General features: G+C 35.3%; 31 protein-coding genes. 22 read left to right on the forward strand and 9 right to left on the reverse strand.

Annotated features, from left to right (window positions below; genetic code table 11):
* The first annotated feature begins 149 nt into the window (after positions 1-149).
* Both ACHRVL_RS17920 and ACHRVL_RS17925 read left to right on the forward strand, forming a co-directional pair.
* Complete coding sequence (locus ACHRVL_RS17920; RefSeq protein ID WP_099719227.1) at positions 150-980, forward strand: restriction endonuclease; 831 nt, start codon at positions 150-152, stop codon at positions 978-980.
* Between the two features lies 1 nt (position 981).
* Positions 982-2,337: an MBL fold metallo-hydrolase gene (locus ACHRVL_RS17925; RefSeq protein ID WP_395414785.1), complete on the forward strand. Its 1,356-nt coding sequence runs from the start codon at positions 982-984 to the stop codon at positions 2,335-2,337.
* Positions 2,338-2,345: 8 nt separating this feature from the next.
* Here ACHRVL_RS17925 and ACHRVL_RS17930 read toward each other — a convergent pair whose 3' ends face one another.
* Positions 2,346-4,838: a cation-translocating P-type ATPase gene (locus tag ACHRVL_RS17930; RefSeq protein WP_395414786.1), complete on the reverse strand. Its 2,493-nt coding sequence runs from the start codon at positions 4,836-4,838 to the stop codon at positions 2,346-2,348.
* Positions 4,839-4,988: 150 nt separating this feature from the next.
* Positions 4,989-5,375 (reverse strand): hypothetical protein, encoded by a 387-nt coding sequence (locus ACHRVL_RS17935; protein WP_395362937.1) that lies wholly within the window; start codon positions 5,373-5,375, stop codon positions 4,989-4,991.
* A gap of 258 nt (positions 5,376-5,633) precedes the next feature.
* Here ACHRVL_RS17935 and ACHRVL_RS17940 point away from each other — a divergent pair, with 258 nt between their 5' ends.
* From ACHRVL_RS17940 to ACHRVL_RS17965, 6 genes are all read left to right on the forward strand, one after another.
* Entirely contained in the window at positions 5,634-6,161 is a 528-nt protein-coding gene (locus ACHRVL_RS17940) for a hypothetical protein (protein WP_286968995.1), read from the forward strand.
* A 51-nt stretch (positions 6,162-6,212) separates the two neighbouring features.
* On the forward strand, positions 6,213-6,881 hold the full coding sequence (locus ACHRVL_RS17945) for a BON domain-containing protein (protein ID WP_286968994.1): 669 nt from the start codon (positions 6,213-6,215) through the stop codon (positions 6,879-6,881).
* Between the two features lie 215 nt (positions 6,882-7,096).
* A complete protein-coding gene (locus ACHRVL_RS17950; RefSeq protein ID WP_157849131.1) occupies positions 7,097-7,267 on the forward strand; it encodes a hypothetical protein in 171 nt (56 codons plus the stop codon).
* A 29-nt stretch (positions 7,268-7,296) separates the two neighbouring features.
* Positions 7,297-7,776: a hypothetical protein gene (locus ACHRVL_RS17955; protein ID WP_286968992.1), complete on the forward strand. Its 480-nt coding sequence runs from the start codon at positions 7,297-7,299 to the stop codon at positions 7,774-7,776.
* Between the two features lie 67 nt (positions 7,777-7,843).
* Entirely contained in the window at positions 7,844-8,674 is an 831-nt protein-coding gene (locus ACHRVL_RS17960) for a universal stress protein (protein WP_286968991.1), read from the forward strand.
* A 205-nt stretch (positions 8,675-8,879) separates the two neighbouring features.
* Positions 8,880-9,527, forward strand: a complete 648-nt coding sequence (locus ACHRVL_RS17965; RefSeq protein ID WP_286968989.1) for a hypothetical protein — start codon at positions 8,880-8,882, stop codon at positions 9,525-9,527.
* Between the two features lie 74 nt (positions 9,528-9,601).
* Here ACHRVL_RS17965 and ACHRVL_RS17970 read toward each other — a convergent pair whose 3' ends face one another.
* Genes ACHRVL_RS17970 through ACHRVL_RS17980 form a run of 3 tightly spaced genes read right to left on the reverse strand, consistent with a single transcriptional unit; the run spans position 9,602 to position 11,708 of the window.
* Positions 9,602-10,330 (reverse strand): TIGR00730 family Rossman fold protein, encoded by a 729-nt coding sequence (locus tag ACHRVL_RS17970; RefSeq protein ID WP_395414787.1) that lies wholly within the window; start codon positions 10,328-10,330, stop codon positions 9,602-9,604.
* Positions 10,331-10,350: 20 nt separating this feature from the next.
* Positions 10,351-11,022 carry a BON domain-containing protein gene (locus tag ACHRVL_RS17975; protein WP_395414788.1) on the reverse strand — a complete coding sequence of 224 codons (672 nt, stop codon included), beginning with the start codon at positions 11,020-11,022 and terminating at the stop codon, positions 10,351-10,353.
* A gap of 26 nt (positions 11,023-11,048) precedes the next feature.
* Positions 11,049-11,708 (reverse strand): BON domain-containing protein, encoded by a 660-nt coding sequence (locus tag ACHRVL_RS17980; protein ID WP_194655990.1) that lies wholly within the window; start codon positions 11,706-11,708, stop codon positions 11,049-11,051.
* A gap of 319 nt (positions 11,709-12,027) precedes the next feature.
* Between ACHRVL_RS17980 and ACHRVL_RS17985 the strand changes: the two genes are divergently transcribed.
* From ACHRVL_RS17985 to ACHRVL_RS18050, 14 genes are all read left to right on the forward strand, one after another.
* Positions 12,028-12,462 carry a thioredoxin family protein gene (locus ACHRVL_RS17985; RefSeq protein WP_395414789.1) on the forward strand — a complete coding sequence of 145 codons (435 nt, stop codon included), beginning with the start codon at positions 12,028-12,030 and terminating at the stop codon, positions 12,460-12,462.
* A gap of 40 nt (positions 12,463-12,502) precedes the next feature.
* On the forward strand, positions 12,503-13,396 hold the full coding sequence (locus tag ACHRVL_RS17990) for an FAD:protein FMN transferase (RefSeq protein WP_395414790.1): 894 nt from the start codon (positions 12,503-12,505) through the stop codon (positions 13,394-13,396).
* The gene (locus tag ACHRVL_RS17995) at positions 13,393-13,626 is read left to right on the forward strand and encodes a DUF4266 domain-containing protein (RefSeq protein ID WP_056191669.1); all 234 of its coding nucleotides are present in this window, start codon (positions 13,393-13,395) and stop codon (positions 13,624-13,626) included. Before ACHRVL_RS17990 ends, ACHRVL_RS17995 begins: the two co-directional genes overlap by 4 nt.
* A gap of 17 nt (positions 13,627-13,643) precedes the next feature.
* Positions 13,644-14,828 carry a DUF3570 domain-containing protein gene (locus tag ACHRVL_RS18000; RefSeq protein ID WP_395362947.1) on the forward strand — a complete coding sequence of 395 codons (1,185 nt, stop codon included), beginning with the start codon at positions 13,644-13,646 and terminating at the stop codon, positions 14,826-14,828.
* A 179-nt stretch (positions 14,829-15,007) separates the two neighbouring features.
* Positions 15,008-15,340 carry a helix-turn-helix transcriptional regulator gene (locus ACHRVL_RS18005; RefSeq protein WP_056199462.1) on the forward strand — a complete coding sequence of 111 codons (333 nt, stop codon included), beginning with the start codon at positions 15,008-15,010 and terminating at the stop codon, positions 15,338-15,340.
* Positions 15,327-15,836 (forward strand): N-acetyltransferase family protein, encoded by a 510-nt coding sequence (locus tag ACHRVL_RS18010; protein ID WP_349678298.1) that lies wholly within the window; start codon positions 15,327-15,329, stop codon positions 15,834-15,836. The genes ACHRVL_RS18005 and ACHRVL_RS18010 overlap by 14 nt, the downstream gene beginning before the upstream one ends.
* A 33-nt stretch (positions 15,837-15,869) precedes the next feature.
* Entirely contained in the window at positions 15,870-16,343 is a 474-nt protein-coding gene (locus ACHRVL_RS18015) for a DUF6428 family protein (protein WP_008463724.1), read from the forward strand.
* A gap of 42 nt (positions 16,344-16,385) precedes the next feature.
* Positions 16,386-17,000, forward strand: coding sequence for a low molecular weight phosphatase family protein (locus ACHRVL_RS18020; RefSeq protein WP_286968979.1), 615 nt, complete (start codon positions 16,386-16,388; stop codon positions 16,998-17,000).
* Between the two features lies 1 nt (position 17,001).
* The gene (arsB, locus tag ACHRVL_RS18025) at positions 17,002-18,087 is read left to right on the forward strand and encodes an ACR3 family arsenite efflux transporter (protein WP_395414791.1); all 1,086 of its coding nucleotides are present in this window, start codon (positions 17,002-17,004) and stop codon (positions 18,085-18,087) included.
* Between the two features lie 6 nt (positions 18,088-18,093).
* Positions 18,094-18,828: a metallophosphoesterase gene (locus ACHRVL_RS18030; protein ID WP_012026393.1), complete on the forward strand. Its 735-nt coding sequence runs from the start codon at positions 18,094-18,096 to the stop codon at positions 18,826-18,828.
* Positions 18,829-18,849: 21 nt separating this feature from the next.
* On the forward strand, positions 18,850-19,422 hold the full coding sequence (locus tag ACHRVL_RS18035; protein WP_012026394.1) for a Crp/Fnr family transcriptional regulator: 573 nt from the start codon (positions 18,850-18,852) through the stop codon (positions 19,420-19,422).
* A 73-nt stretch (positions 19,423-19,495) separates the two neighbouring features.
* Complete coding sequence (locus ACHRVL_RS18040) at positions 19,496-20,059, forward strand: hypothetical protein (RefSeq protein ID WP_395414792.1); 564 nt, start codon at positions 19,496-19,498, stop codon at positions 20,057-20,059.
* Positions 20,060-20,092: 33 nt separating this feature from the next.
* Entirely contained in the window at positions 20,093-20,656 is a 564-nt protein-coding gene (gene sigZ / locus ACHRVL_RS18045) for an RNA polymerase sigma factor SigZ (RefSeq protein WP_012026396.1), read from the forward strand.
* Positions 20,657-20,782: 126 nt separating this feature from the next.
* Positions 20,783-20,956 carry a hypothetical protein gene (locus tag ACHRVL_RS18050; protein ID WP_159436642.1) on the forward strand — a complete coding sequence of 58 codons (174 nt, stop codon included), beginning with the start codon at positions 20,783-20,785 and terminating at the stop codon, positions 20,954-20,956.
* Between the two features lie 899 nt (positions 20,957-21,855).
* On the opposite strand, the gene ACHRVL_RS18055 is transcribed toward ACHRVL_RS18050, so the two are convergent.
* From ACHRVL_RS18055 to ACHRVL_RS18070, 4 genes are all read right to left on the reverse strand, one after another.
* Positions 21,856-22,539 (reverse strand): DUF1080 domain-containing protein, encoded by a 684-nt coding sequence (locus ACHRVL_RS18055; protein WP_395414793.1) that lies wholly within the window; start codon positions 22,537-22,539, stop codon positions 21,856-21,858.
* A gap of 275 nt (positions 22,540-22,814) precedes the next feature.
* Positions 22,815-23,720, reverse strand: a complete 906-nt coding sequence (locus ACHRVL_RS18060; RefSeq protein WP_395414794.1) for a carbohydrate kinase family protein — start codon at positions 23,718-23,720, stop codon at positions 22,815-22,817.
* A 24-nt stretch (positions 23,721-23,744) separates the two neighbouring features.
* Positions 23,745-25,301: a glycoside hydrolase domain-containing protein gene (locus tag ACHRVL_RS18065; RefSeq protein WP_395414795.1), complete on the reverse strand. Its 1,557-nt coding sequence runs from the start codon at positions 25,299-25,301 to the stop codon at positions 23,745-23,747.
* Between the two features lie 21 nt (positions 25,302-25,322).
* Positions 25,323-26,720, reverse strand: coding sequence for a DUF4960 domain-containing protein (locus ACHRVL_RS18070; RefSeq protein WP_395414796.1), 1,398 nt, complete (start codon positions 26,718-26,720; stop codon positions 25,323-25,325).
* Positions 26,721-26,729: the final 9 nt, after the last annotated feature.

Consider the following 26,729-nt stretch of genomic DNA (forward strand, 5'->3'; position numbering starts at 1 on the left):
TTTATGATGAAGATCATATTCGCAAATGATTTTCATCATCTGTCCGCAACATAATCTACTGTAATTTTGGTTGCACTATTTCATAAAACAAAATCTATCTGATCTGTTTTTTCGAACTAGTCTAAAACTTTAGTAAAAAAAGTTGAATAATGAAAGTAATTAAACACTCAGGTCATGTTGTCCCGTTCGACATCGAAAAATTAAAACTTTCTCTTCAAAAATCTGGAGCTGATGCTGATCTTATAAGAGAATGCCTTGTACAGATACAAAATCAAATGTATGAAGGCATAACTACCAAGCAAATATATAAACTGGCATTTGCGATCTTAAAAAAAGCGTCAAACGGACATGCCGCGCGATATAACCTGCGCTACGCATTGCAAATGCTTGGTCCGGCAGGTTTTTTCTTTGAAAAATTTATATCCAGACTTTATGCCGCCGAAGGTTACAAAACAAGAACAAATCTAACCCTGCAGGGAAAATGTGTATCGCATGAAGTAGATGTGGCACTGAAAAAAGAAAACAAGCTGTCGATGGTTGAATGTAAATTTCATAGCAGCAGAGAAGGAGCTTCAGATGTAAAAGTACCAATGTATATTCTGTCCCGATTTAATGATCTCAAAGCTAAACAGCATACTATTTTTAGCGGAAGCGAAAACATAGATTCCTGTATAATAGTAACAAACAACCGATTTACTAAAGATGCTGAAACTTTTGCCATTTGCAGTGGAATAACTCTTTTAAGCTGGGATTATCCTAAAAATAACAGCATTAAAAATAAAATAGATAAAGGAGGACTTTACCCGATTACATGTCTCACAACGCTGTCAATGGTCGAAAAAGAAAAATTGCTTATTCTCGATCAAATACTTGTAAAAGATCTTATTAATGATTCGAAAAGTCTTCATAAAATAGGAATTAGTGAAAACCGGATCAGAAATGTATTAAAAGAAGCTTCACAAATTTGTAAACTTATTTAAGATGAAAATAAAATTTATTGGAGGCGCCGGAACCGTAACAGGCTCAAAGACACTCATAGAAAGTAATGGTATAAGAATATTGATTGATTGTGGGTTTTTTCAAGGGCTTAAGGCGCTCAGACAACTTAACTGGGAGCCTTTGCCAGTTTTGCCCTCAACAATAGATTATGTGCTACTAACACACGGTCACCTGGATCATTGCGGATGGCTTCCAAGATTGGTTGCACAGGGATTCACAGGTAAAATATATTGCACCTCTCCTACTAGAGATGTGGCCAAACTTGTTCTTTTAGACAGCGCTAAAATTCAGGAAGAAGAAGCCAACAAAGCCAACAAAGAACATTATTCTAAACATGAAAAGGCAGAACCACTCTATACTTTAGAGCAAGCTGAAGCTGTTCTTCCCTATTTTAAAATCTTACAACCAGATACTTCAACAGACATTTCTTCTGATATTACTGCTACTTATACTGGTGCAGGACATATTATTGGTGCCTGCACTATTACACTAATACTTGAAGGCAAAACTTTGGTTTTTTCAGGTGACATAGGACGTGATGATGATGTCTTGATGTTTCCGCCAACAAAACCCATACTAGGTGATTATCTTTTTTTAGAAAGTACTTATGGTAACCGTATTCATCCGGATCTGGATGCAAAAAAAGAGCTTGAAAACTATATCAATACCACTATAGAACAAAAAGGAACTGTTATTATTCCAGGATTTGCTGTAGAAAGAGCACAATCTATAATGTACTTAATATGGCAACTTAAAATTGAAGGCAGAATTCCAGATGTTCCCTACATTCTCGATACTCCGATGGGCGCCAGTGTCCTGGATATTTTTTTACAGAATATGCAATGGCACAAACTCTCTGCTAATGACTGTCATGAAATGTGCAAAATGTTTAAAATAGTTTCTGAATACGAACAGACTATGCGAATCATTGAAGATCCTCAGCCCAAGGTAATCATTGCTGCTAGCGGAATGGCCACAGGAGGTCGAGTATTATCCTATTTCGAGCATTATATAGACCTGGAGAAAACTACTGTTGTAATGGTAGGCTATCAGGCAGAGGGCACTCGTGGAAGAAGACTTCTTGAAGGTGCCGATGAAATTAAAATATACGGAAACTACTACAACGTAGAAGCTAAAATAGTTCAGATTGAAGGACTCTCTGCTCACGGAGATCAGGAAGATCTTGTAAACTGGCTTTCATCTCTTAAAAATGTTCCCAAATGCATTTATTTAGTACATGGAGAAAATCTTCCGGCAGATGAACTTCGAATTAAAATTCAGGATAGATATGGTTTTAAGTGTAGTGTTCCGATCATAGGAACCGAAATAGAAATCTAGAAGATTTTTCATTTCCTTCTAAAATATTTTGGAACCTCAAACCATAATACGGATACTGATCCTGCCAATACACATACAATAAGCTGAAAAACTGTAGGCATTTCAAAATTAAATAAAGAACGTAAAAAAGGTACTGCAAATAATAGTATAACCAAAAGCACCGTAATGCCTATTAAAAGCGAAACCATAAAATTTTTATAGTGAACTGTTACCCATAATGAATAATAAAAAGATCGGTTTACCAGTGTGAGTAGAACATTAGCCGTAATCAAAATCAAAAAAACCATGCTTCGTGTAGTGTCTTCATTCCATTGATTGTAAACTGACCATTGATATATACTTAATACTCCAATACTAATAACAACTCCCTGCAAAATACTCGTTATCAATTCTTTTGTTTTAAAAAAAGTAGATATCAATGCTCTTGGTCCTCTTTGCATGGTATCGGCTTCAGTAGGTTCATTCTCATAGAGTATCGAACAGGTTGGTCCCATAATAAGTTCGAGCAGAATTACATGTAGTGGACTGAATATATTCGGATAAATCCATCCTAAAGCAAGTGGAATAAAAACGATCAGAATTATGGGTATATGTATTGATATAATGTACTGAATTGCCTTTTTTAGATTCGTGTAAATTCTCCTTCCCATTGCTACGGCATCTACCATTTTAGAAAGATCATCTTCTACCAGAATAAGGGAGGCAGCATCTTTTGCTATAGCTGTCCCTTTTTTCCCCATGGCAATACCGATGTGGGCTGCTTTAAGTGAAGGTCCGTCATTTACGCCGTCACCGGTCATGGCTACAATTTGTCCATTTGCTTTGAGAGCGTTGACAATTCTTAGTTTGGCTTCGGGAAACATTCGACTAAACAAATTGATATCCATTACTCTAGTTTGTAATTCCGAATCACTCAACTTCATTAGCTCATCGCCTGTAATGGCTTTATCAAATCCCTTAAAACCGATCTGCTGAGCAATTGCGTTTGTTGTACGGGCATTATCTCCTGTAATAATCTTCACCCCAATTCCGGCTTTATAAAAAGACTGTAATACCTCTGAAATATTATCCTTAGGCGGATCATAAAAAGCAACTAAGCCTTTAAATATAAATGGAATTTCCTGCTGTTTTTCAGGATAATTATTTCCTTCCAAAGAGCCTTGAGCAACTCCAAGAACCCTGTATCCTTTTCCGGTTAGTTTATCCATAGCCAATAGGACAATTTCTCTGGTTTCGTTTGTAAGATGGCAAACTTCAAAAATTGCTTCAGGTGCTCCTTTTGCAGCAATAATTCGATTTCCTCCATCATCTTCAAAAATATGAGTCATCATGGGCGGCCTACCTGATAACGGATATTCATGAATCATTTTAAAGTTGGCAGTCAAATCTTTAGCTGTAAACTTTTTATAAGTATTATGAAGTGCTATTTCCATCGGATCAAAAGGTATGGGTTCACTTGCCCACATAGCTGTCATTATAAGATCCTCAGTTTCTTTTGATTCTCCAAAAGTATTAACTTCTGCGTCTAATCCAGAGGGCAAGTAAAGACTCGCTAATTCCATTTTATTCTGAGTTATGGTTCCCGTTTTGTCTGTACAAATAATGGTGGCGCTGCCTAGTGTTTCAACTGTTTTCATTTGTTTGACTACGATGCCCATTTTCATTAACCTGCGCGCTCCCAATGCCATAAATGTTGTAAAAGCAACCGGAATCTCCTCTGGTAATATACTCATTGCTAAGGTGAGCGCTACCAAAAGACTTCCCAAAACATTACCCAATCTGACATAATTGATAGCCCAGACCAGAATAAAAATCAGAACTCCAACAAAAACCATCTTTTTTATAAAATTCCCAATCTGAAGTTCTAATGGCGTCTTTTCTTCGGCAATAGCTTCCAGGCTGCTTCCTATTTTACCCAGCCTTGTTTCATTTCCTATTTCTGTTACTTTAATTATGGCCAATCCGCTGACAACTGTAGTTCCCGAAAAAACTTTGTGATCTTCTTTATCTTTATCTTTAAAAACACTCATTGATTCACCGGTGAGTATTGATTCGTTTACTGAAAAATCATTTGAACTCATGATGATTCCATCAGCAGGAACCAATCCTCCTTCTTCCACAATTACCAAATCACTAACGACAATATCTTGTGTTTTAATATTTTGCTGTTTACCCTCACGAATAACTTTGCACAAAGGTTCTGTAAATTCCTGTAATTTTGCCAAAGCATTTTGGCTTCTTTTTTCCTGATAAAGTGATATGGCTGCAATTAGTAAAATTGAAACGGTAAGAAATACTGCGTCGCTATATTGACTATTGATAAAATAAATTCCTGAGGCAACGAGTAATAAAAGAATCATTGGTTCTGCAAAAATGCTTTTTAGGAAAGCTAAAAACCTGTTCTCTATTTTATAATTATACTTATTGATTCCAAATTTTGCTCTAAAATCAACTACCTCTTCGATACTTAGTCCCTGTAATTCTTGTTCCTTTTCATTCATAGGTTATGTACATGTATTAGATCACAGTATAATATCTTAAAGGTACAAAATAAGTTTTGCTTTAAACAGCGGCTTCAAGTATTGAAAAAGTATAGCTTTTTTATTCCAGACTAACCGATGGAAAGATGTGCAGTCGTACTTTTAATGCCTTTAAAACCAACAATGTTCTTTACAAATTGAGAAAATTTTCAATGTTTTGTTGATCATTTTACTTTCCTCAATAACAGCCATAGGTCTTAGAACAATATCAGTTATCTCTGAAAATTCATCTGATAGTAGTATAGACGCACGGGCGCTACTTTTGAATCTTTTAAATTTTAATCCTTTATGTCTGGCTGTATTAAAAAATGCAGTCATATAAGAACTTTCTACGGCGGCGAGAAATAGATGTTCTGCTGACCACGTATTTTCATCGAGATTTTTTAAACAGGAATAAGATGATACTTCTATATCATTATTAAAGATAACGGCACTTACTTTTGCAGTTCCATTTAGCTGACATTCCAAATCTACCTGATATTCCTGTGAAGTTTTCATAATAACTAAATTAGTTAGTTGTTCACTAGAAATAAATGATATCCAACATATCTTTTATCAGGTACTAAATTAAAAACTAAAAACAGAAGTGCTAAAAGTCATTATTACAAATGATTCAGATCATTTTTATTCTTTGTGCTTTAATGCAATTTTACATAGCAAAAGAAATTAACGGTAAATTTTAGATTTAAGAGTTCCACAAGCTTCTAATTTCTAAAAACCTAATAAAATCTTATACTAACTAAAAAAATGACAGCCATGGAAAATCAACATTTATTCGTAGCACATTATAAATCACTACAGCAGGCAGAGGATGCAATCAAAAAATTAAAAAAAAGTGGTTACGATATTACAAAACTTTCAATAATTGGTAAAGATTGCTATACGGAACAAAATGTTCTTGGATACTTTAACATTTACGATAAAATGGAAAAATGGAGTACTACCGGATTATTTGCCATAGGGCTATGCGGGTTATTGTTTGGATTACTTTTTATTTTCAACCTCACTGCCAATCTTCCCTACTTTAGAATACCCATTATATATGCCTGTGTCGCCGTACTTCTGGGAGCTACGTTGCCATTAATAGGTATGGGATTTTCAAAAGACAAAACCATAAAATATAAAACCGAAGTAAAAGCCCGTAAATATGTGCTGCTTGCTCAGGAAACAAATGCCAACATTGAAATTATGAGAACCACACTTAATACTCATATTCCTAAAGAAAATTCAATAGAGGAAAAAGAGAACCGCGCTCTATTAGAGAACGAAGCTTTTCACCTCTAACAAATAAAACACTATAAACTCAAATTAAGCAACTATCTAAATGAAAATAATATGAAAACAAATGAAGAATTACAAAGAGATGTTCAAGACGCCATTAAATGGGAACCACAGCTGCATGCCGCAGAAATTGGTGTAACTGCAAAAGATGGTGTAGTAACCCTAATGGGAACTGTAGACGCTTATTATAAAAAAATTGAGGCTGAAAATGCCGCCAAAAATGTTGATGGCGTCAAAGCGGTTGTTGAGGAAATAGAAATCAAATATTCCAGCAATAACAAGTCTGATGAAGATATTGCCAACGATGTCTTGAAGGCTTTAACAGATAACTGGAATGTACCTCAGGAAAAGATTCAGATTAAAGTTGAAAAAGGCTGGGTTACGCTTGAGGGTCAGGTAACCTGGAATTATCAAAAAGAAGCCGCCAATAAATCCGTCGGCCATCTTACAGGTGTGAAAGGCGTAACCAATCGTATCAAAATAAAATCTGAAATACAGGATGAAATTGAGAAAAAAAATATTGTAAAAGCCTTAGAAAGCAATTGGACACTGCACTCTGAGAACATATTCATTAAAGTCGATGGTACAACCGTGACATTGACAGGAGCTGTTTCTTCACTTTTTCAAAAAGATCTTGCAGAAAAAATAGTTTGGAAAACCCCGGGAATCTGGTCCGTCAATAATCAGCTTGTTGTGGAACATAAGTATGCCATATCAGAATAACTTTAAAAGGGAGATGAAGTTCTCCCTTTTATCCCAGTTTTTTAAAATGCATAAAGAGGTTCATTTTGATAGTTTTTCCTAAAAAAATTATTTTTAAAATTAAAAATTATGAAAACAATAATAACCTTAATGACAATTACAGCAATCACTGCTGTAATTCTGATTAGTAACATAAGACAAAACCAAAAAAAAACTAACTCTTAAATAGCAATATCATGGAACCAAGCTGGATCATATTAACATTTATGAGCATCGTCATTTTAATTGTGATGATTTACATCTTTATACAAAACAATAAAGATCGCAAACAATATGAAAAAGATTTAAACACACCTTCAAATCTGTATGAAGAAGAATCTGAAGTAAATGACTTAGATAAATTTTAATTTTTTTATCCTATTAACAATATGAAAATATGAAAACTACAATACTGTATACTCTGTTTCTCATAGCTGCTACACTTACGCTAGTGAATCGTTATACTCCATTATATATCAATAATTCAAAACTTCATTTTATCATCCTTTTTATTGCAGCTTTAACTTTTGTACTTATAGCAAGCCAGTTATTTGGAAAATTAAAAAGATCAAAATCACAGTTACTGGCATTCATTATTGTTGGAGTTTTATGTTTTATTAAATCCTTCCTTACTTGGGGTGGTGACTGGAAAACACAAACAATTTTATACAAGAACGTGACGAATGATAATAAGAATATAGAGTTTCAAATGCGTGGGGATCGCTTTTCATTCGGATATAAAAAACGCGTTGTAAACAGGTTAAAATTATTTCCCGGATTTGACTGGACTACTGATATTGATACCGCGACAATCGATCACAAGCACTGGAAAAAAATGAATCTTTATGTTAATGAAATGAAGTTTGTTTCAAAATAATAATAAACCGAATTCGTCATTAATTAAAACAATTAGGGCTTCGTACCCGATCAAAAATCTAGAAAGCATGAAAAAAATACTTGTTACAACCGACTTATCTCATAGCTCCAAAGTAGCTGTACGTTTTGCTATTCAGCTGGCATCTCAAATAGGTTATGAACTTACATTTCTATATGTAAATACGTCATTTATTATTGATCCTTTTTCAGCTGTTACTTTTGTAGGTCTTCCGGAGCCAGATAACAAAAAACAGGAACAAGCTCTTATAAAATTTGTACATACGCTCTACAGACAAACCAATAAACAACCAGGTAAAACAACTTATATTGCGGAAAATAAACTTGATGTAAGCGAAGCCATTCTAAATTGTGCCAAAAGAATTAAAGCCGATTATATCTGTATGAGTACAAGAGGCGGTGGTCTTGTAAATAAGCTATTGGGAAGTCATACGACCAGAATCTTACATGACTCTCCGATCCCACTTCTGGTTGTTCCAAGACATTACAGAATAAAAAAATTAAGTACTATTTTATACCCGTCAGATTTAGAAAAAATAGAAACTGAAATGCCGCTGATTAAAAAATTCGGGGCCTCGTTTGATGCTTCGATCGCTGTATACCATTATGATTATTTTACACAGGAAGAAGAAGTCCACAAAAAACTCAATAAAATAGAGCATAAATTTAAGTCTGACAAAGTATCTTTTCATTTCAAAAAGTTAGATCCGGAAGTATCTCTATTACGACACTTACAGATTGATATTATGACAATAAAACCATCTATCATAACCATGTTTGCCAAAGAAAACCGAAACTGGTTGGAGCAATTATTTCAACCGCTTAAAACTTCTGAAAAAGGTTTTAATACCAGAACCCCGATGCTGGTATTTAAAAAATAATAATTGGCAGGAAAATCAGATATACGATTTAACCTGCCAATACTTTATATCTTAAAAAATCCTGCTTTTTCGTAATAGCACTAGTATCTTTTAATGGTTCACAATCTCTGAATATTACTTTTTAAAAAGCGTCTTTATTTTCAACCAAGATTGAAATCATAATCTTACGCTATAATAGAATTTGGGTAATCAAAAAACAATTACAATGAAAAGAAGTATATGGTTCATTATAGTATTATCTGTTTTTTTAGTTCAATGCTCCAGCTCAACTATAATTAGTTCATGGCAGGCCTCGGAGAAGCTAAATTTAAAAACTGGTCGTATCGTCGTAGTTGGATTGATAAAAGAATCAGACAAATCGCTTCAGTGGCAAATGGAAAATCATCTTGCTGACGATCTTTGCAATCTTGGTTATGATGCCGTTCCATCTATTGAACTTTATGGCATTGAAGCATTTAAAGGAAAAGATGAAAAAGAGATCATAAAACAATTAGAGCAAGATGATATAGCTGCCGTTTTAACGATTGTATTGCTTAATAAACAAAAAGAAAAGTACTATGCTCTAAAAAGTATGTATGATTTGACAGACCCATATAATGATAATGACTTCTCTATTTACTATAACGCTATTTACACTAAAATCTACCAGGAAGGATATTATGTCAATGATACCTATTATTTTTGGGAAAGTAATCTATTTACAATGCCAGATCAAAAATTAGAATATTCCGTACAGACACAATCCTTTAATCCCTTAAACACCACTAGTCTTGCACATGCATATGGAAAACTAATTATACAGGATATGCTTAGCAATAATATAATTCATAATAGTCATAAACAGAAAGAATAGGGCCATTTGGCTTAAAAAAGATTTCAAAAGACTAAAATTTTAAATTACAAATGTAAAATGAAAAGCTAAAAACCTTAAATCCATTGAATGGGCGTACGGTGAAATTTTGGTTTTAATCCATAATTTTTAATGCTATGCTCAATTATAAAAAGCCTTGCCTGTTCAATATCATCTGTAATCATGAATAATTTCGAATCAGCATCATTAATGGTTCCCTCACTTTTCATGAGATTAATATGCTCAATAAGCGCTTTATGGTATTGTGTATTGAAAATTATTATTGGAAAGTTTTTAATCTTGCCTGTCTGTATAAGTGTAAGTGCTTCAAAATATTCATCTAATGTTCCAAAACCTCCAGGCATAACTACAAAGGCAAAAGAATATTTTACCAAAAGTATTTTACGAATAAAAAAATGTTTTGCCTCTACCCATTTATCGAGATAAGAATTAGGCATTTGATCAACCGGCAGTTTAATATTACATCCAACAGTCTTCCCACCCACTTCTTTTGCTCCGCGATTAGCGGCTTCCATAAGACCTGGTCCTCCGCCTGTCATTATTGTAAAACCAAGTTTGGCAAATTCACCTGCAGCCTTTTTGGTAAATTCATAATAAACGTGATCTTCCTTAAAACGAGAAGATCCAAAAAAAGTGATACAAGGACCAATGTAATAGAGTTTACGAAAGGATTTTATCAGTTCCCATAAAATAATAATTATAAATTTCAGTTCAGCAAATCTCGACTGTGGCCCTTCTAAAAACTTAATTTCTGACTTATCACTTTGAGTTTCTTGCTCTGTCATAATTTCAATCGATTAATTATTTAACACAAATAAGGCTGTTCAAGGTTCACTTTTAAATGATTGATAACTTTGATTACCCCCGTCGTTTTATACGCAATCCTTTCAGCTTCTTCTTTTTGAAAAATTGACCCAACGATTCCAGATAACTGTACAGTTGCACCAGCAACCTCAACATCGATCTCATCTGTATCAAACGCCCAATGTCTTTGTAATGCCTTTTCCAGTAATTCTTTCTCTACCTGATCGAATACTTCTCTTTTAAGTTTAATGTTATTGGTAACTTCCCTTACTCCCTTCTGGTTTCTAATTAATTCCAGAGCGAGCTCTCTTTGAAAATTCCATGGTAAAATACCTTCTGCAGTTACACAGCCTTTTTCTACAATGATATCAACCGTATTTTGCGGAACGACCTGATTCTCTTTCAATTTTGTGACAATTTGAGTTGCAATTTCCTGATCAGTGGTATAGGAAGTTTTTTCAAGTATAACCTGAATTTCATCTACAATTGCTGCTACACCTTTAATTTTTTTTGCAGCATGCAGGGCTTCTGTTTTTTTAACAAGCATGTCAACATTTCCTGTTAAGGTAACTACACCTTCTTTTACAATAACTCCAATCTCGGCTGCATGCAGCAAAGGCTCGAATTTGAGCGCTTCCTGAATTTCTCTTTGCAAAATATCATTACTTTTCATATTTTTTTATTTAAGGTTTGCATAAATCAATCAAATTCGACTAAAAGTTCATTATCTACATACCATACACCAGGTGTATTCCATGCAATTCTTTCTGCTTCCTCTTTCTGAAATAGTGAACTCACAATACCACTGAGAGTAATAGTTTTATTATCGACTCTAACTCGTATATTATCAATATCAAGCAACCAGCTGCGACGAAGCGCTTTTTCAACGAACTCCTTTTCTAGTTCATTTTTTATTTCGGCCTCAATTTTTATTTTATCAATTACTCCCCTAACACCTTCTAAATAACGAATAGCATTCTCTGCTGCTTTTCTTTGAAAATTCCAGTGCAAAATCCCTTCAAGTGTTACCCATCCATTCTCTACTGTTACTTTGAGCAGATGGTCAGGAACGGCCCAGTTTTCACGCAATACCTTAACAACTGATGCAGCTATATCGGTATCACTTTTAATTGCTGAAAAATATAGATCAACTTTTACATCGTCGACAACTGCTTTTACACCAGCAATATTTTTAACAGTTTGCTCCGCCTCTTTTTTCTGCGTATAATTATCTACCGTACCTCCAAGGGTTACAATACCATCATTAACGCTAACATCTATGTCGTTAGAATTTAAAATAGGCTCCCATTTGATCGCTTCTTTTACTTCTTTAAGTAAAACATCATTATTTTTTTTCATGGCAAAAAAATTTAAAAATTATAGCTTTGAATGATAATAAACAAAGCATTATCCTTTTTTATAGTTAGGTAAAATTCAAAAAAGCAGATTGGAAAACAAATGATCCCCATCAATCTCAAAAGTGATGTAAGTCATTATCCGTAAATAAGAGATTTAATACATTTACTCGAAGAAGTAAGACAATATTAAAAATTAATTGAACACCTTAAAAAGATTTGTTTTTTCGTCCAGTAAAAATTAATCTAATCTTAAGCAAATAAAAAAAATAAGATATACAACAATTCGTTATTTCGTAAAGACCTTAAAACAAGACTTTAAAATGAAACTAATTACCTTATTCCTTTTATTGACAGTAATTCCTATAAATTGGGAACCTGACTTTAATAATGCGAAAAAAATTGCAAAGGAAAAACATGAACTGATTCTGCTCAATTTCTCAGGATCGGATTGGTGTGGTCCGTGTATTGTTCTTCGCAGGGATTATTTAGAGAGCCAGGTATTTAGTGATATGGCAAACTCAAATTTAGTATTGGTAAATGCTGATTTTCCAAGAAAGAAGAAAAATATTGGTACACCGGAACAAGTAAAACGTAATGAAGATTTAGCCGAAATTTATAACAAAGAAGGAAGTTTTCCTCTTACCCTTCTTCTGGATGCCGACGGAAAAGTTATCAAAACCTGGCACGGCAAACCTGAAACTACACCTGAACAATGGACTGCAGAAATAAAAGCAATCTGTGATAGCAAAAAGTAACATATTAAAAAATCAAAAATATTCGCAATCCCTAAAACTCATGGGAAACAACTTTACTATTACAGTTGTAGCCGGAAATGCGAAAACGGGAAATGAGAATATCAATCTTGCCATTGAAGAAATCAGAAGGATCGAAAAACTGTTCACTACTTATAAAGAGGACAGTCAAACCAATCTGATAAATCAAAATGCAGGAATAGAGCCTGTCAAAGTAGATCAGGAGGTCTTTAATCTTATTGAAAGAGCTACGGGAATTTCGAAAATTACACAAGGAGCTTTTGATATTTCGTATGGAAGTCTTGACAAAAGTCTGTGGAATTTTGACAAAACAATGACCAGTCTTCCTAACCCTCAGACAGCAAAAAAAATGATTCACCTTATTGATTACCGAAATATTATTCTTGACAAACAGAATTGTACTGTTTTTCTAAAAGAAAAAGGAATGCGAATTGGTTTTGGTGGTATCGGAAAAGGTTATGCCGCAGAAATGGCTAAACAAGTACTGCTTAAAAATAATGTTCATAGTGGTATTATAAATGCCAGTGGAGATCTCTGTGCCTGGGGACTACAGCCAAACGGTCAAAAATGGACTATTGGTGTAGCCAATCCTGATGCCCCAAATACTGCTTTTTCTTATATGGAGATATCTAATAAGGCAGTTGCCACTTCTGGAAATTATGAAAAATTCGTAACCATCAACGGAAAAAAATATTCGCATACTATTGATCCCAAAACGGGACTTCCAATAACCGGAATAAAAAGTGTTACCATTATCGCTTCAAATGCTGAATTTGCTGATGCAATGGCCACTCCAATAGCGGTTATGGGAATTAAGGCAGGATTGTTTCTAATTGACCAGATTCCGGATCTATATTGTATTATTATCGACGACAACAATAAAATTTACACTTCAAAAAACATCAATCTGAAATGAAAAAGCCAAAACAAAAAGCGCTCGTATTATTATGTAGTATTGCTTTTACAGGCATTCTACTCACCTCCTGTACTTCGGTAAAAGAATACCAAAAAGGAAAAATCAACGATTCTGAAATGGTACTTTCTAACAGGAAAATCGAAAAGACAGAACTCAGCTTTCAATCCTACCGTGAAGGAGCTTCCGGAGCAAATTCAGGAAAAAGCGGCGGCGGCTGCGGGTGTAACTAATTTTCATAAAATTAAAAATGAAAAGAATATTCATAACAGGATTTGCTTTATTGGCATTATTTCAATCAAGAGCGCAAAACGTTCCTACTGATTCTACCAGTTATAAAAGCAAAAAATTAAAATTGGAAGAAGTAAATCTGGTTTCGAGTTATTATAGCCAGGACGGGAACAATTCAGCTGTTACAGGAGGGATTGGTTCTGAGCATCTTACTGACATCGCCAATACTATTGATGTTAAGTTAGTCAAGTACGGAGAAACGGGTATAAAGCATACCTTTGATATTGAAGCAGGTATTGACCACTATACCTCTGCCTCATCAGATATGATTGATTTGAGTGCCAATTCATCTGCATCCTCTTCAGACAACCGCTTCTACCCTTCTCTAACTTATCTGAGAGAAAACGAAGAAAAAGGAAGAACACTGGGAATTGGCGTTTCATCATCGACCGAATTTGATTACCAGTCTTTTGGAGGAAACATTAGTTTTTCACAAAAAACAAAAGACAAAAACGGAGAATTTACAGCTAAGTTTCAAACCTTTATCGATCAGTTAAAACTAATTGAACCGGTTGAACTGCGTCCACCAGGCCAAGAAGGTTATGGCAGTGCCAACCGAAATACTTTTGCAGGAACTTTGAGTTACTCGCAGGTTATAAACAAAGACCTGCAGATAATGCTTGTAGGAGATGTTATCAGTCAAAATGGTTATTTGAGTCTTCCATTTCACAGGGTTTATTTTGAAGATGGTTCTGTTCATCAGGAAAAAATGCCCGATACCAGACTTAAAATTCCACTGGGAATCAGAGCCAGTTATTTTTTCGGAGATAATGTAATTATTCGCGCCTATTACAGATATTATACCGATGATTGGAGCTTAAAGGCCCATACCGCTGATCTTGAAATTCCGGTAAAATTAACGCAGGCATTTTCAGTGAGTCCGTTTTATAGATATTATACTCAAACCGGAACGAAGTATTTCAAACCATATGGTGAACATACCCCAGCCGATGAATACTACACCAGTAATTATGATTTGTCAAAGTTTGACAGTAGTTTCTTTGGAATGGGCATGAAGTTTACGCCGTTAAATGGAGTCTTTGGACTTAAACATTGGAATACGCTGGAACTTCGTTATGGTCATTATACTAGAACTACAAATATGACTTCGGATATTATTAGTATTAATATTAAGTATAAATAATTACTAATATTTACAAATAATTCCAACTGATACACCCCCTAAAGCTTTTTGATTTAGGGGGTTTTGATTTTATTATAAGGTTATAATTTATTGAAATATTTCTTAAAAAAATAAATATAACCGATATCATTTTGCTAATCAAAAACATTATCGTAATATTGCAATATAAATATAAAACAATGGGAGCAACAAAAACAGATCACTTTACCGACAGCCAGAATGAACTGGCAGTTTTAGCCAAGGCACTAGGGCATCCTGCGCGTATTGCTATTATGGAATATTTATTAAAAGTAGATGCATGCATCTGCGGAGATATTGTAAATGAACTTCCTCTTTCACAGCCTACGGTTTCACAGCATCTTAAAGAATTAAAAAATGCCGGCTTAATCAAAGGAAGTATTGAAGGAAATTCTATCTGCTACTGTATCAATGAACCTGGACTGCAAAAGATAAAAGGGTTCTTTGAGCATATATCAAATCATCTTGCTAAAAAGAGAAATGAATGCTGTTAATCTACAAGATATGGAAATTAGAAAACTTACAGCTGAAGACTGGCAGCAGGTAGAATTAATCTACCAAAAAGGAATAGACACTGGCAACGCTACTTTTCAAACCAGCGCTCCTTCATGGGAGTACTGGGACAATTCACATCTTAAATCCTGCAGAATTACTATGCAGGAAGATGGGAAAGTGATTGGATGGGCTGCCCTTACCCCTGTTTCTTCACGCTGCGTTTATGCAGGGGTTGCAGAAGTAAGCGTATATGTCGATCCCGCACATTCAGGAAAAGGAATCGGGCTTACCCTTTTAAATGAACTTGTCAGACAAAGCGAAACAGAAGGAATCTGGACACTTCAGGCAGGGATCTTTCCTGAGAATACAGCAAGTCTCCGCATCCATGAAAAAGCAGGTTTCAGGACACTTGGAACAAGGGAGAAAATTGGAAAACAAAATGGTATCTGGAGAGATACTGCGCTTCTTGAAAGAAGAAGCTCTGTTATTATTTAATAAAAAATATAGTTTAACTAAATATAAAAAATTATGAAACTTTCAGAAATTAAAGAAGTGCTTAAAACAGTAGAAGCTGTAAATTTTGAACTGCCGGACGGCACATTTGTACCGGAATATTTTCACGTAACCGAAGTAGGCTTGGTTACCAAAAACTTCATCGACTGCGGAGGAACAGTAAGAAAAGAAACGGTTGTAAATTTTCAGCTTTGGGATGCCAACGACTACGAACACAGGCTTAAACCTCAGAAACTGATCCACATCATTGAGCTTTCAGAAAAAGTATTGGGAATTGAAGACAATGAAATTGAAGTGGAGTACCAGAACACTACTATCGGTAAATACGATTTGGATTTTAACGGCAAAAACTTCACTTTACTTAATAAACAGACTGCCTGCCTTGCTCAGGAGCAGTGCGGTATTCCATCTGATAAGCCAAAAGTAAAATTATCTCAGTTAAATACTGATAATGCTAATTCATGCACTCCGGGCGGAGGATGCTGCTAATCATTAAACAGATAATTAATAAACCTTTACAGCCAAAAAACTATGTTATATTCAGAAATTGAGAATACCGTTAAATCATTTGATTTTAAGCAGATCTCCGAAGATCGCAAAGCAGTCTTGCAGCCATTAATCGACTTCATTCAGACTAAAGTGGACAGCAAGCTGGAAACCAGACTAAACCTAATCTGCACACATAATTCCAGAAGAAGCCACCTCTCGCAGGTTTGGGCGCAGACTGCGGCTACCTATTACGGCATCAAAAACGTTTCATGCTATTCAGGGGGAACAGAGGCTACTGCCCTTTTCCCGATGGCAGCGGAGACTTTGAAGGATTCAGGATTTAAGATTAAAACGCTTTCAGAGGGATCAAACCCGGTTTATTCCATAAAATATTCAGCTGATGAACTTCCTGTCATCTGTTTTTCCAAAACCTATGATGATGATTTCAATCCTGAAAGCGGATTCGCAGCAATAATGACCTGCTCGCAGGCTGACGGAGGATGCCCGTTTATAGCAGGCGCAGAGAAAAGAATCCCGATCACTTTTGATGATCCAAAAATTTCTGACGGAACGCCTCAGCAGAAGGAAACTTATCTGGAGCGAAGCCTGCAGATAGGAACTGAAATGTTTTACGTATTCTCACAAATAAAAAAATAAAATGTCAGCAAATAATTGTGCACCAGCCGTCGGACGCAAAAAGTTAAGCTTCCTTGACCGCTTCTTAACCCTTTGGATTTTCCTTGCTATGGCTATAGGCGTGGCAATAGGATACTTTATTCCTTCAAGCGGAGGTTTCATCAATTCATTCTCCAGCGGAACAACAAACATTCCATTGGCAATAGGACTTATCCTGATGATGTATCCGCCTCTGGCAAAAGTAAAATACGAGCAGATGGGTCAGGTTTTCAAAAACACTAAAGTCTTAGGCGCTTCTTTATTCCTGAACTGGATCGTAGGCCCTGTCTTAATGTTTTTATTGGCGCTCCTGTTTTTGAACGGATATCCTGAATACATGATTGGAGTGATCCTGATCGGTCTGGCACGCTGTATCGCAATGGTTGTGGTATGGAACGATCTGGCAGACGGAAACCGTGAGTATGCAGCAGGACTTATCGCGCTTAACAGTATTTTTCAGGTGCTGCTTTATAGCGTATATGCATACATTTTTATAACCATTCTACCTCCCTATTTTGGATATGATGGCTTCGAAGTCAATATCAGCATTTCACAGATTGCCGAGAGCGTCGGTATCTATTTAGGTATTCCATTTGCTCTGGGAATCATAAGCCGTTATGCTTTGATAGCCTTAAAAGGTTCTGAATGGTTTGAGAATAAGTACGTGCCGTTTATCTCGCCAATTACACTTATTTCGTTGCTCTTTACAATTATTGTAATGTTTAGCCTGAAAGGGGAACTTATTATTCAGATCCCTATGGATGTCGTGCGTATTGCAATACCGCTTGTGATTTACTTTACTTTAATGTTTATCATCAGTTTTTTCACTGGAAAATATTTTGGGGCTGACTATTCAAAGGCTACATCTATAGCTTTTACAGCCACCGGAAATAATTTTGAACTTGCCATTGCCGTGGCAATCGGCGTGTTTGGAATAAACAGCGGCCAGGCATTTGCAGGTGTTATAGGTCCTTTGGTAGAAGTACCTGCTCTTATAGCATTAGTAAACCTTGCAGTCTGGTTCAGAAAGAAGTATTTCACAAAACAGGTATCTGCAGAAACTGCTTAAAAAAATATGAGAATTGCAATAATATCGGATATACATGCGAACTTCCCCGCATTGGAGCAGACCTTAAAAAGTATTGAAGAGCAGAATATTGATGCTGTTTACTGCTTAGGAGATTTAGTAGGCTACAATTTATGCCCCAATGCCGTGATCAATGAGATCCGTAAAAAGCATATCCCTACCCTTGCAGGAAATCACGATGTCAAGGCTGTCGAGATACACAATGACGGTTCAAATGACATTGAAAGCTATGCATATCAGATTGTGGGCAAAGAGCAGATAAAATATCTTTCTGCTCTTCCTGCCCATATTAAACTTGAATATCAAACGGCTAACAAACTTATAAAAATTTTGATGGTCCATGGGAGTCCTTACAGCAACAAGGAATATTTGCTTGAGGATAAAAACGAAAAAGATTTCACTAACATCTTTCTTGATTCCAATACAGACATTCTTATCTGCGGACATTCTCATTTACCTTATCATCGCATATTGGAAAATCCTAATAAAAAAGGCAGTTATTTTCATGCCATTAATGCAGGGTCGGTTGGAAAACCAAAAGATAGAAATCCAGACTGCTGTTATGCAGTAATCACCATTGAAAAAAGCAGTAATCTTTCCAAAAAAGACGGCATTAAAGTAGAATTCATAAGAGTACCTTATGATATTGAAAAAACAGCCCGTGCTATTGAGGAAAGTCCTCTTCCAGACATTTACGCGTTTATGCTTAGAAAAGCATATTAAAATATTGAAATAAAACCTACTATGGAAAGTTTTAAATTATTTTTAAAGAGCATTGTCCCTGTCAGCGATCAGGAATTTGAAAATTACAGCCAGTATTTCAAAATAAGGACATTAGCCAGAAACAGTTATTTTGCAGAGATCGGCAAAACCTCACATGAAGCCGCTTTTATAAAAAAAGGGCTGCTCAGGACATATTACATAAATGAAAAATCCGAAGAAGTGACTTCTTGTTTCTGTGCAGAAAATAATTTGACAGCATCCTATAAGAGCTTTATTTCGCAGCAGCCTTCGGAACTTTCCATTCAGGCTGTAGAAGATACCGAACTTATAACAATCAGTTACAATGACCTGCAGATTCTCTATCAAAAAAGTGCTCTCTGGCAGAATATCGGAAGGACAATTGCTGAGCGGCAGTATATGGTGATGGAACAGTATGCCAGTGTTTTGAGCAATGAAAGCGCAAAGGAAAAATACATGCGTATGCTTAAGGAACAGCCTGCAGTTGTAAACAAGGCTTCAGTAACTGATATTGCAAGCTATCTAGGAATAACACGCAGGACGCTGAGCAGGATCAGAAAAGAAATTACCAAGTAAATTCGAGGACATTTGTCCTTTTTGCTAATTATACTTTCCAATAGTTTTGCTTTTATAATCAATTAAAAATAAAATGGAAACAGCAATTATCATTTCATCCTTCTTTCTTGTTCTATTTGCAGTCTTGGCCTTGTATGATGGCTTTTATCTGCATATTTACAAATACCAGCTTCACAATCGGGAAGAAAGTAAAACTGAGCACGTTACTCATACTTTGAGAGCTATTTTCTTTCCGGCAATCCTTTATTTTTTGTTCTTGAAACAAGATAATCATACTAGTTTTGTAATAGGCTTAACCATTGTCCTTTTAGATATACTAGTGCTCGGGTATGACGCTTTTATAGAAAAAGACAGCAGGCAGTTTATGGGCGGGCTTCCACGCTGGGAATATATTGTTCATTTATTCGTAAATGGGTTTCATTTTGCGTCAATTGCGGTTTATCTCTCCATCAGATTTACTTTTCAAAATGGAGAAATAATGATTTCTAATATAAATCAATCTCCAAGCTTTTTTAATTTGTTAATTATAAATCTACTGCCGGGAGCTATCCTAATGGCAATTCTTCATATTTTATTATGTATTCCAAAAACTGCCTATGTATGGAATAATTTCAGAAATAAAATCAATTGTTGTTAATCCAGCTTTCTAAACAAACAGAACATTTAATTTATGAATTTGGAGATAAATACTATTCATAATCAGTTTTATATCATTTTGGGCAATTATATTAAGGCCCGTATAAATGATACGGGCGATGCATCTGATGTTTTGCAGGAGGTTTTTATAAAGATAAACGAGAATTTAGGATCACTGACTGATGAAAGCAAATTAAAAAGCTGGATTTTCACAATCACAAGAAATTCCATCATTGACTATTACCGTAAAAATTCCAATCATAAAAAATCAGAGCTGACCGAATGTATGATGCAAAAAATAATGCATGAAACAGATTTTGATAATACAGAAAGTCTGGATTGTTGTCTCATAAAATTCATTGAGCGGTTACCTGAAGACTATCGGGATATCATCATGGATAGCGAAATTCATGGAATTAAACAGAAAGATTTAACAGAAAAATACAACCTTGCCTATCCGTCAATACGATCTCGAGTCCAAAGAGGCAGATCCAAATTAAAAGAAATGCTTCTAGATTGCTGCAGTATTGAGTTAGACCGTCGTGGAAATGTTATGAATGTTACTTCTAAAAAATCGTGCAGCGGAGGAAAATGCTGATCACCAGACCATCTACGTAAGCTTCATATATACAAAATTCAAGCTGTTAGAAAAAAAATCAACAAAGTTTGCATCATTTTTAGATTAGTACGTCTTAGTTAGTATTAATCATTAAAAATTTAAATTATGAAAAACAAAATGTACATTACTCTTGCAGCATTGGTATTGTCTGCTGGAAGTATCTTCGCTTATGCGAGCTTATCAAAAACTGATACTAAGAAAAACTGCACTGAAAAGTGTTCAACGCATTGCTGTAATAACGATTCGGGATCTTGTGCTCCGAAAGATTGTAAAAAGTAATTTTTACGTATTTTATTATTTATTAAGACAACTCTTTGAGTTGTCTTTTTTTTTAACCGGAACTGATCCCTTTATAGCCACTATGCATCAGAAATTTTAATTTCTAAATCGGAAATATTCTGTATTTTTCTTATTTTTGTCAAACAGAAAAATGAATAATACTACTACATGTTAATTCGTTAGTATTTAAAATTTCGTGCATGATTTAATATTGAAATAGTAAAAATTTGAATTGGTGCAGAATCGGTGCACAGAGGTTCAAGACATAAATAAAAGTGGCAAATACAGCGGTTTCAAGCTTAAGGTTCGAATCCTGCTCTCCCCACTAAAAGTCTTAATCTTTGATTAGGACTTTTTTTTTGCTAAAAAACAAAACCTGTAAATCCTAGAATTCACAGGTTTTTCTCTTTTATACCGCTTTTCAAATTTTTTAAAACTGCTCAATCTCTGTGGCAAAATCGTGGCAAAAATCCATGTGGAATCGCTTCCGATTGTACCGAAAAAAGTTAAGACGGTTTTTATAAAAAAAGATTAACCTAATTGTTTAAAGGAGCTGGTAGAGTTCCCTACAATTTTATCACAAAAAGCTATGGCAGATTAGCAGTAACTCTACTGTCACCTACATCGAAATTAAGAAGAGACTGGAATCCTTTTTCTGCCCCAACTAAATTACCCTCTTTATATTCACCATCTAGCCTTTTTAGCAGTAACTCACTCTACCCATAAAAACTGTATGAGCATAATAGTAAAATAGAGGTTAAAATGAAATTCAGGCAAAACATCAGCTCAAAACATAGGAAGGATTTTTCCATACAAAATGTCAAATCATGCTATACATTAGTAATTATAAACATTTTTTATCTGGGCATCAAAAATTTTACTACTAGAGCATTATAATACTAATCTAATTCTTTAATCACAATGTTGCGAAACCAGACATTATTTCCATGATCCTGCAAAGCAATTTTTCCTTTTTTGAATGTTCCAAAATCCAGCCAATCTGCAAATTTGCTTCCCGCTACATTTTTTTTGAAATTATCATCCCAAAGAACCGTTTCTACTACTGTAACTCCATTCAGAATAAGGCTTAATTTTCCTTTCCTGCTGATAATTTCGGCAGTATTCCATTCTCCTGCTGGTTTTACAGGTTCTGATTTACTTTGAATTAAATCATACAAATCTCCTGCTCGATGTTTAAGAATTTTTCCGTCTGGATGACCTGCATTGTCTAAAATTTGCATCTCCAATCCGGTACTATAAGTATTTTGGTATTTTGCGGGATTCTCATTTACATAAAAAATTATACCGCTGTTCCCATCCTGAGCTATTTTCCAATCCAATTTTAAATGAAAATCTCTAAATTCAGCATCTGTTACTAAATCTCCTCCTTGTCCATCTTGTGCTTCTTTGGGATCAAAATGTAATATGCCATCTTCTGCTTTCCATGCTTTTCCTGCAGCTTTTTTGCCATAGACATGCCAGCCCTTTGTCGTTTTACCGTCAAAAAGGGGCTTAAAACTTTTCTGTGCCTGTATGGCTTGTATTGCAAAGAAAACAACTAATGAAATTATAACTTTTTTCATTTTAATATTTTTATTAATCAGTTAAAACTATATTTTTTATTGTAACAAACTGGACAGAAACCAAATCTTTCAAAAAAGTAAATTTAAAATTTTATTCTGCGTAAACAAGTTATAGCCAATTATAAAATTTTCAGCAATTAGATAAGCATTACGTTTTAGACTCTTTCCAATTACTAAAACAAAAGCCTGATGCCAAAAGACATCAGGCCTGCTTTCACAGATAAACATTAACATTACAACCCTAAGGAGCAATACTTCTTTCAGGCTTAAAAAAATCAGATTTTAACTTTCTCCATCAGACTTTCAATTCTAGAAGGTGAAATTTCAGGATTTGCCCCTGGAGACTCGGCAACTAGAGCCCCTACCGCGCACGCAAAATCAATTGCCTCCTGCGGTGTTTTATCTGTAAGCAGCGATGTGATTAAAGCTGCTAGAAAGGAATCTCCTGCTCCAACCGTATCAGATACTTTAACAGGATATCCCACATTCTGATAAAGTTCTCCTTCCCACATTAATAAAGCTCCGTGTTTTCCTTTAGTGACACACATAGCTCTTACCTTGTTTTTCTCTGCAACAAAACGCATATTATCTTCCAAACTTGTAAAAGGAGAATCCATAGTCGCTGCTATCTCCAGTAATTCCTCATCATTGAACTTAATAAAATCTGCAGAGTTCATTAACTCCTGCAGAATTTCATAAGTATAGTGTGGCTTTCTTAAATTCACATCAAAAACTTTATAAACATCATTTTGAAGCAGCTCTTCCAAAGCTTTTCTCGAAACGTTATCGCGACAAACCAAACTTCCGTAAATCAATACATCAGCCGATTTTACCGTTGCTTTTGCTAAATCATTCAATTCAATTTTATCCCAGGCAGACGGATAACTGATTTCATAAGTTGCCGATCCACGTTCATTTAAGGTAACGTTGACCAAACCAGTCGGGAAATCTTCTGAAATTACGATTGTATCCGTTTCAAGTCCCAGTTGTTTCACTTGATCTTTTATTGCTTTCCCGTCTTCATCATTTCCTACACAGCTAATCATGGCCACGTCACAACCCAGCGTTTTCATGCGCAGGGCAACATTCAATGGTGCTCCGCCAATCTTTTTTTCATTGGCAAAAACATCCCAAAGTACCTCTCCGTATGCCACCGCCTTAAGGTTTTTTCCGTTATTCATTCTAAAATATTTTATTATTAGTTTTTATTCAGGTTGCGTTATCTGAAGATTTGAGATTGTGCTCGTTTGTCCTTCAGCAATTAAACCCCATTTATTTTTGTCTCTTCCGTAAATGCGGTTGGTAAGTGCTGCTTTTCCGTTAATGTAAACGACTATAACACTTCCTTCGGCAATTATTTCAACATCATATTTTACATTTGTCTGAAATGCAAATGGCAAACGCGTTACTTCCTGTGAAGCCGAATTAAAACCGCTTATTTTTCCATTAGCAATATCCAAAACCACTTTATAATAACTTCCTGTATCATTGGTATGAAAAACAAATCCGGTTGTTCCGCTAGCTTTCGCTAAAGTGACTTCGGCTTTTATTTTAACTTTCTTTCCAATGCTTTTAAAAGTAACCATTGCTTTTTCTGTTTCTCCGGATAAAGAATAGGTTCCGTTATTGGCTGTTGCGTTGGCTGAAATTGCATCTACTTCTGCAGTAGCATTCTTTTTCGAAAATAAATCCTTAACCGATTTCGGTGATTGCGTTCCTAAAGTTCCATCTGAATTCTGAATCAATTCATGAATAACCATATTTCCTGCCCAATCTTTATTTCCTAAATCATTCTCAGGTGTTTTTCTGGCATTCCATCCAAAAACATATCTTTTGTTTCCATCAGAAGCTGTTTTTCCTGCATAAAAATATTCTCCGTCAATCCTGTCATTTTCCGGTTTTGTCCATGGGCCATTTATAGATGATGAAATTCTGTAATGCGTTCCTTTATTGCCACTCCAATTCTCCGAAAAAATTAAATACCAATTGCTTCCCATTTTGAAAATATCCGCACATTCCATCATCAGATAATTATCTTCAGGCGTTGTGGTATAAATCGGAGCTTCAACATCCCATTTTCCCGATGCAGGATCAGCGCTTGTAAAATGCAGCAAAACGGCTTTTCTTCCAGGTTCTGTCTGTGTGCTTACTAACATTGAATATTTTTTCAATTCATCATTATAAAACACATGCGGATCTCTGAAATCATAGTTGTAATATCCCGCCGGAGCTGTAATTTTAAAAGACGGAACCTTTGTCCATTTTTTCAAGTCACTACTTGTTGCACACAACACACTTTCTCTGGCATTCGACTGAACAAAAGCCGGATTTTCATTGTGCCCTGTATAATAAAAGTAATAAAGATTACCCACTTTGACAACTGATCCTGTGCCAATAGCAAAATCAGGTTCTAAGGTTGTACCATACGGAATGGTTTGACCTTCATAAGTAAAATGTGCCAAATCTGTACTCTGGTATTCATGAATATCATGAAATCCTTTTCCGGCAGGTTTATTCTGCGCATCATGCAGAAAGTAGATATGGAATTTTCCGTTATCGAAAAAAGGCATAATATCTCCGGTATAACCTGCACTGTAATAGGGATCAGTCGTGCCCATCCATTGTGCCGGCGGAACAGGAAAAATACTTGTTATTTCAGAATTGCCTCCTGAAATCGAACCTCCAATATAATTTTCATCCTGACTACACGAAACCAGCGAAAAGAAAACAGAGGCGATTGTGATAATATTTCTATATTTCATTTTAATTAAATTCAAGGTGATTTATTTTGCCGCTAGATAATTGATACTGTTTTGTGTCAGCAGTTTGATATTTGTAATAAACTCGTTTGCCTGACTTGGTACTCCGCTGCTATTGGTTTCATTGTACCAATCGTAAGCTCCCATAGAAATAACAATTACATTTTTATTTGTGCTTATATTTGGAAATTCTGCAATGGTTACTCTTCCGTTCAATTCATTATCCCACGCTTCACTTGCGAGATTCGTTCCTCCTGTTTGGTTTCTCCAACCTTCTCCATTGTTGTAGCCTCCCCATTCCGGTAAAAACCACCAAGCTGTATGATTTAATCTGAAAGTTCCGCTTTGTAATAAATTGGCTTTTCCGGCTTCAAAAGTGGTTAAGCCTTGGAAAATTGGATGGCCTTCATGACCAACGAATGACATTCCCCATGAATTTCCGTCTACAAATCCATTTGGAGGAAAATCACCAAAAACATTATTCGGTCCTTTTCCTGACGGAACAATTCCTAAAGCATCAACATATTGCGAAGCAAATGAAGTCAACAACAGATTTCCTCCATTTGTTCTGAAATTTTTCAATGCATTTGTAACCGTAGCATTATAAGCCACAGAAGGTAAATTTGCAGCCGAATCAAAATGCCACCAAATGACGTCAATATCACTTAAATCGGTACCATTTTGTATACTTTCGAAAGAAATGTATTTAGCTCCCGGGAAGTTATCAAACAACCAGTTTGAAGCCGTAACTTCATCCATATTTGTAATTCCGGATCTTGTAGCAGCAGTTCCTAAAAATGCAACTGTTAATCCTGTAACCGGAACTCCAACATTTGCTGTATAATTAACGCTTTTCCCGTTTGATGTTATTACAAAAGTAACTGCGTTTGTAAAATCAACGGTTGCTCCTGAAGCTGGTGAAATGGTTACGCCCGTTGTAACTTCAATTACGGGTTTAAGCGCTGTCAAATCAGTATTTTCAGGAAGCGTCATATTAATGGTTTTGCTAATGTCGTTTACAGTCGCTGCAACACCATTAATTGTAAAACTCTTAATCGGACTTAAAACGGTTGTAGTTACTGTATAATCTTTGTATAAATTACCATTAACCACTCTAAATTTTACCTGATTTGTAAAATTCATAGCCGAATTTAATTCCGGATTTGATGTTGCTCCTTCTACAAAAACAACTTCCGGTTTTATGGCTGTTATGTCAGATCCGTAAGGCATTACAACAGTAATTTTTCCTGTTGCCTGATCAATGCTTCCTGAAACTCCATTCAATTTGAATGAAAGTACATTTGAAGGCGAACTAACATCAAATCCGCCAGTTTCAAAACTATTTTCGCAGGCAGTAATCATAAAAATCATTGCCAAAACGATAGACATTTTAGTCCAATATTTATTTAAAGCTTTTTTCATATTGCTGAT

The organism is Flavobacterium sp. FlaQc-28 (assembly GCF_044007415.1).
In the GTDB taxonomy this organism is placed as follows: domain Bacteria; phylum Bacteroidota; class Bacteroidia; order Flavobacteriales; family Flavobacteriaceae; genus Flavobacterium.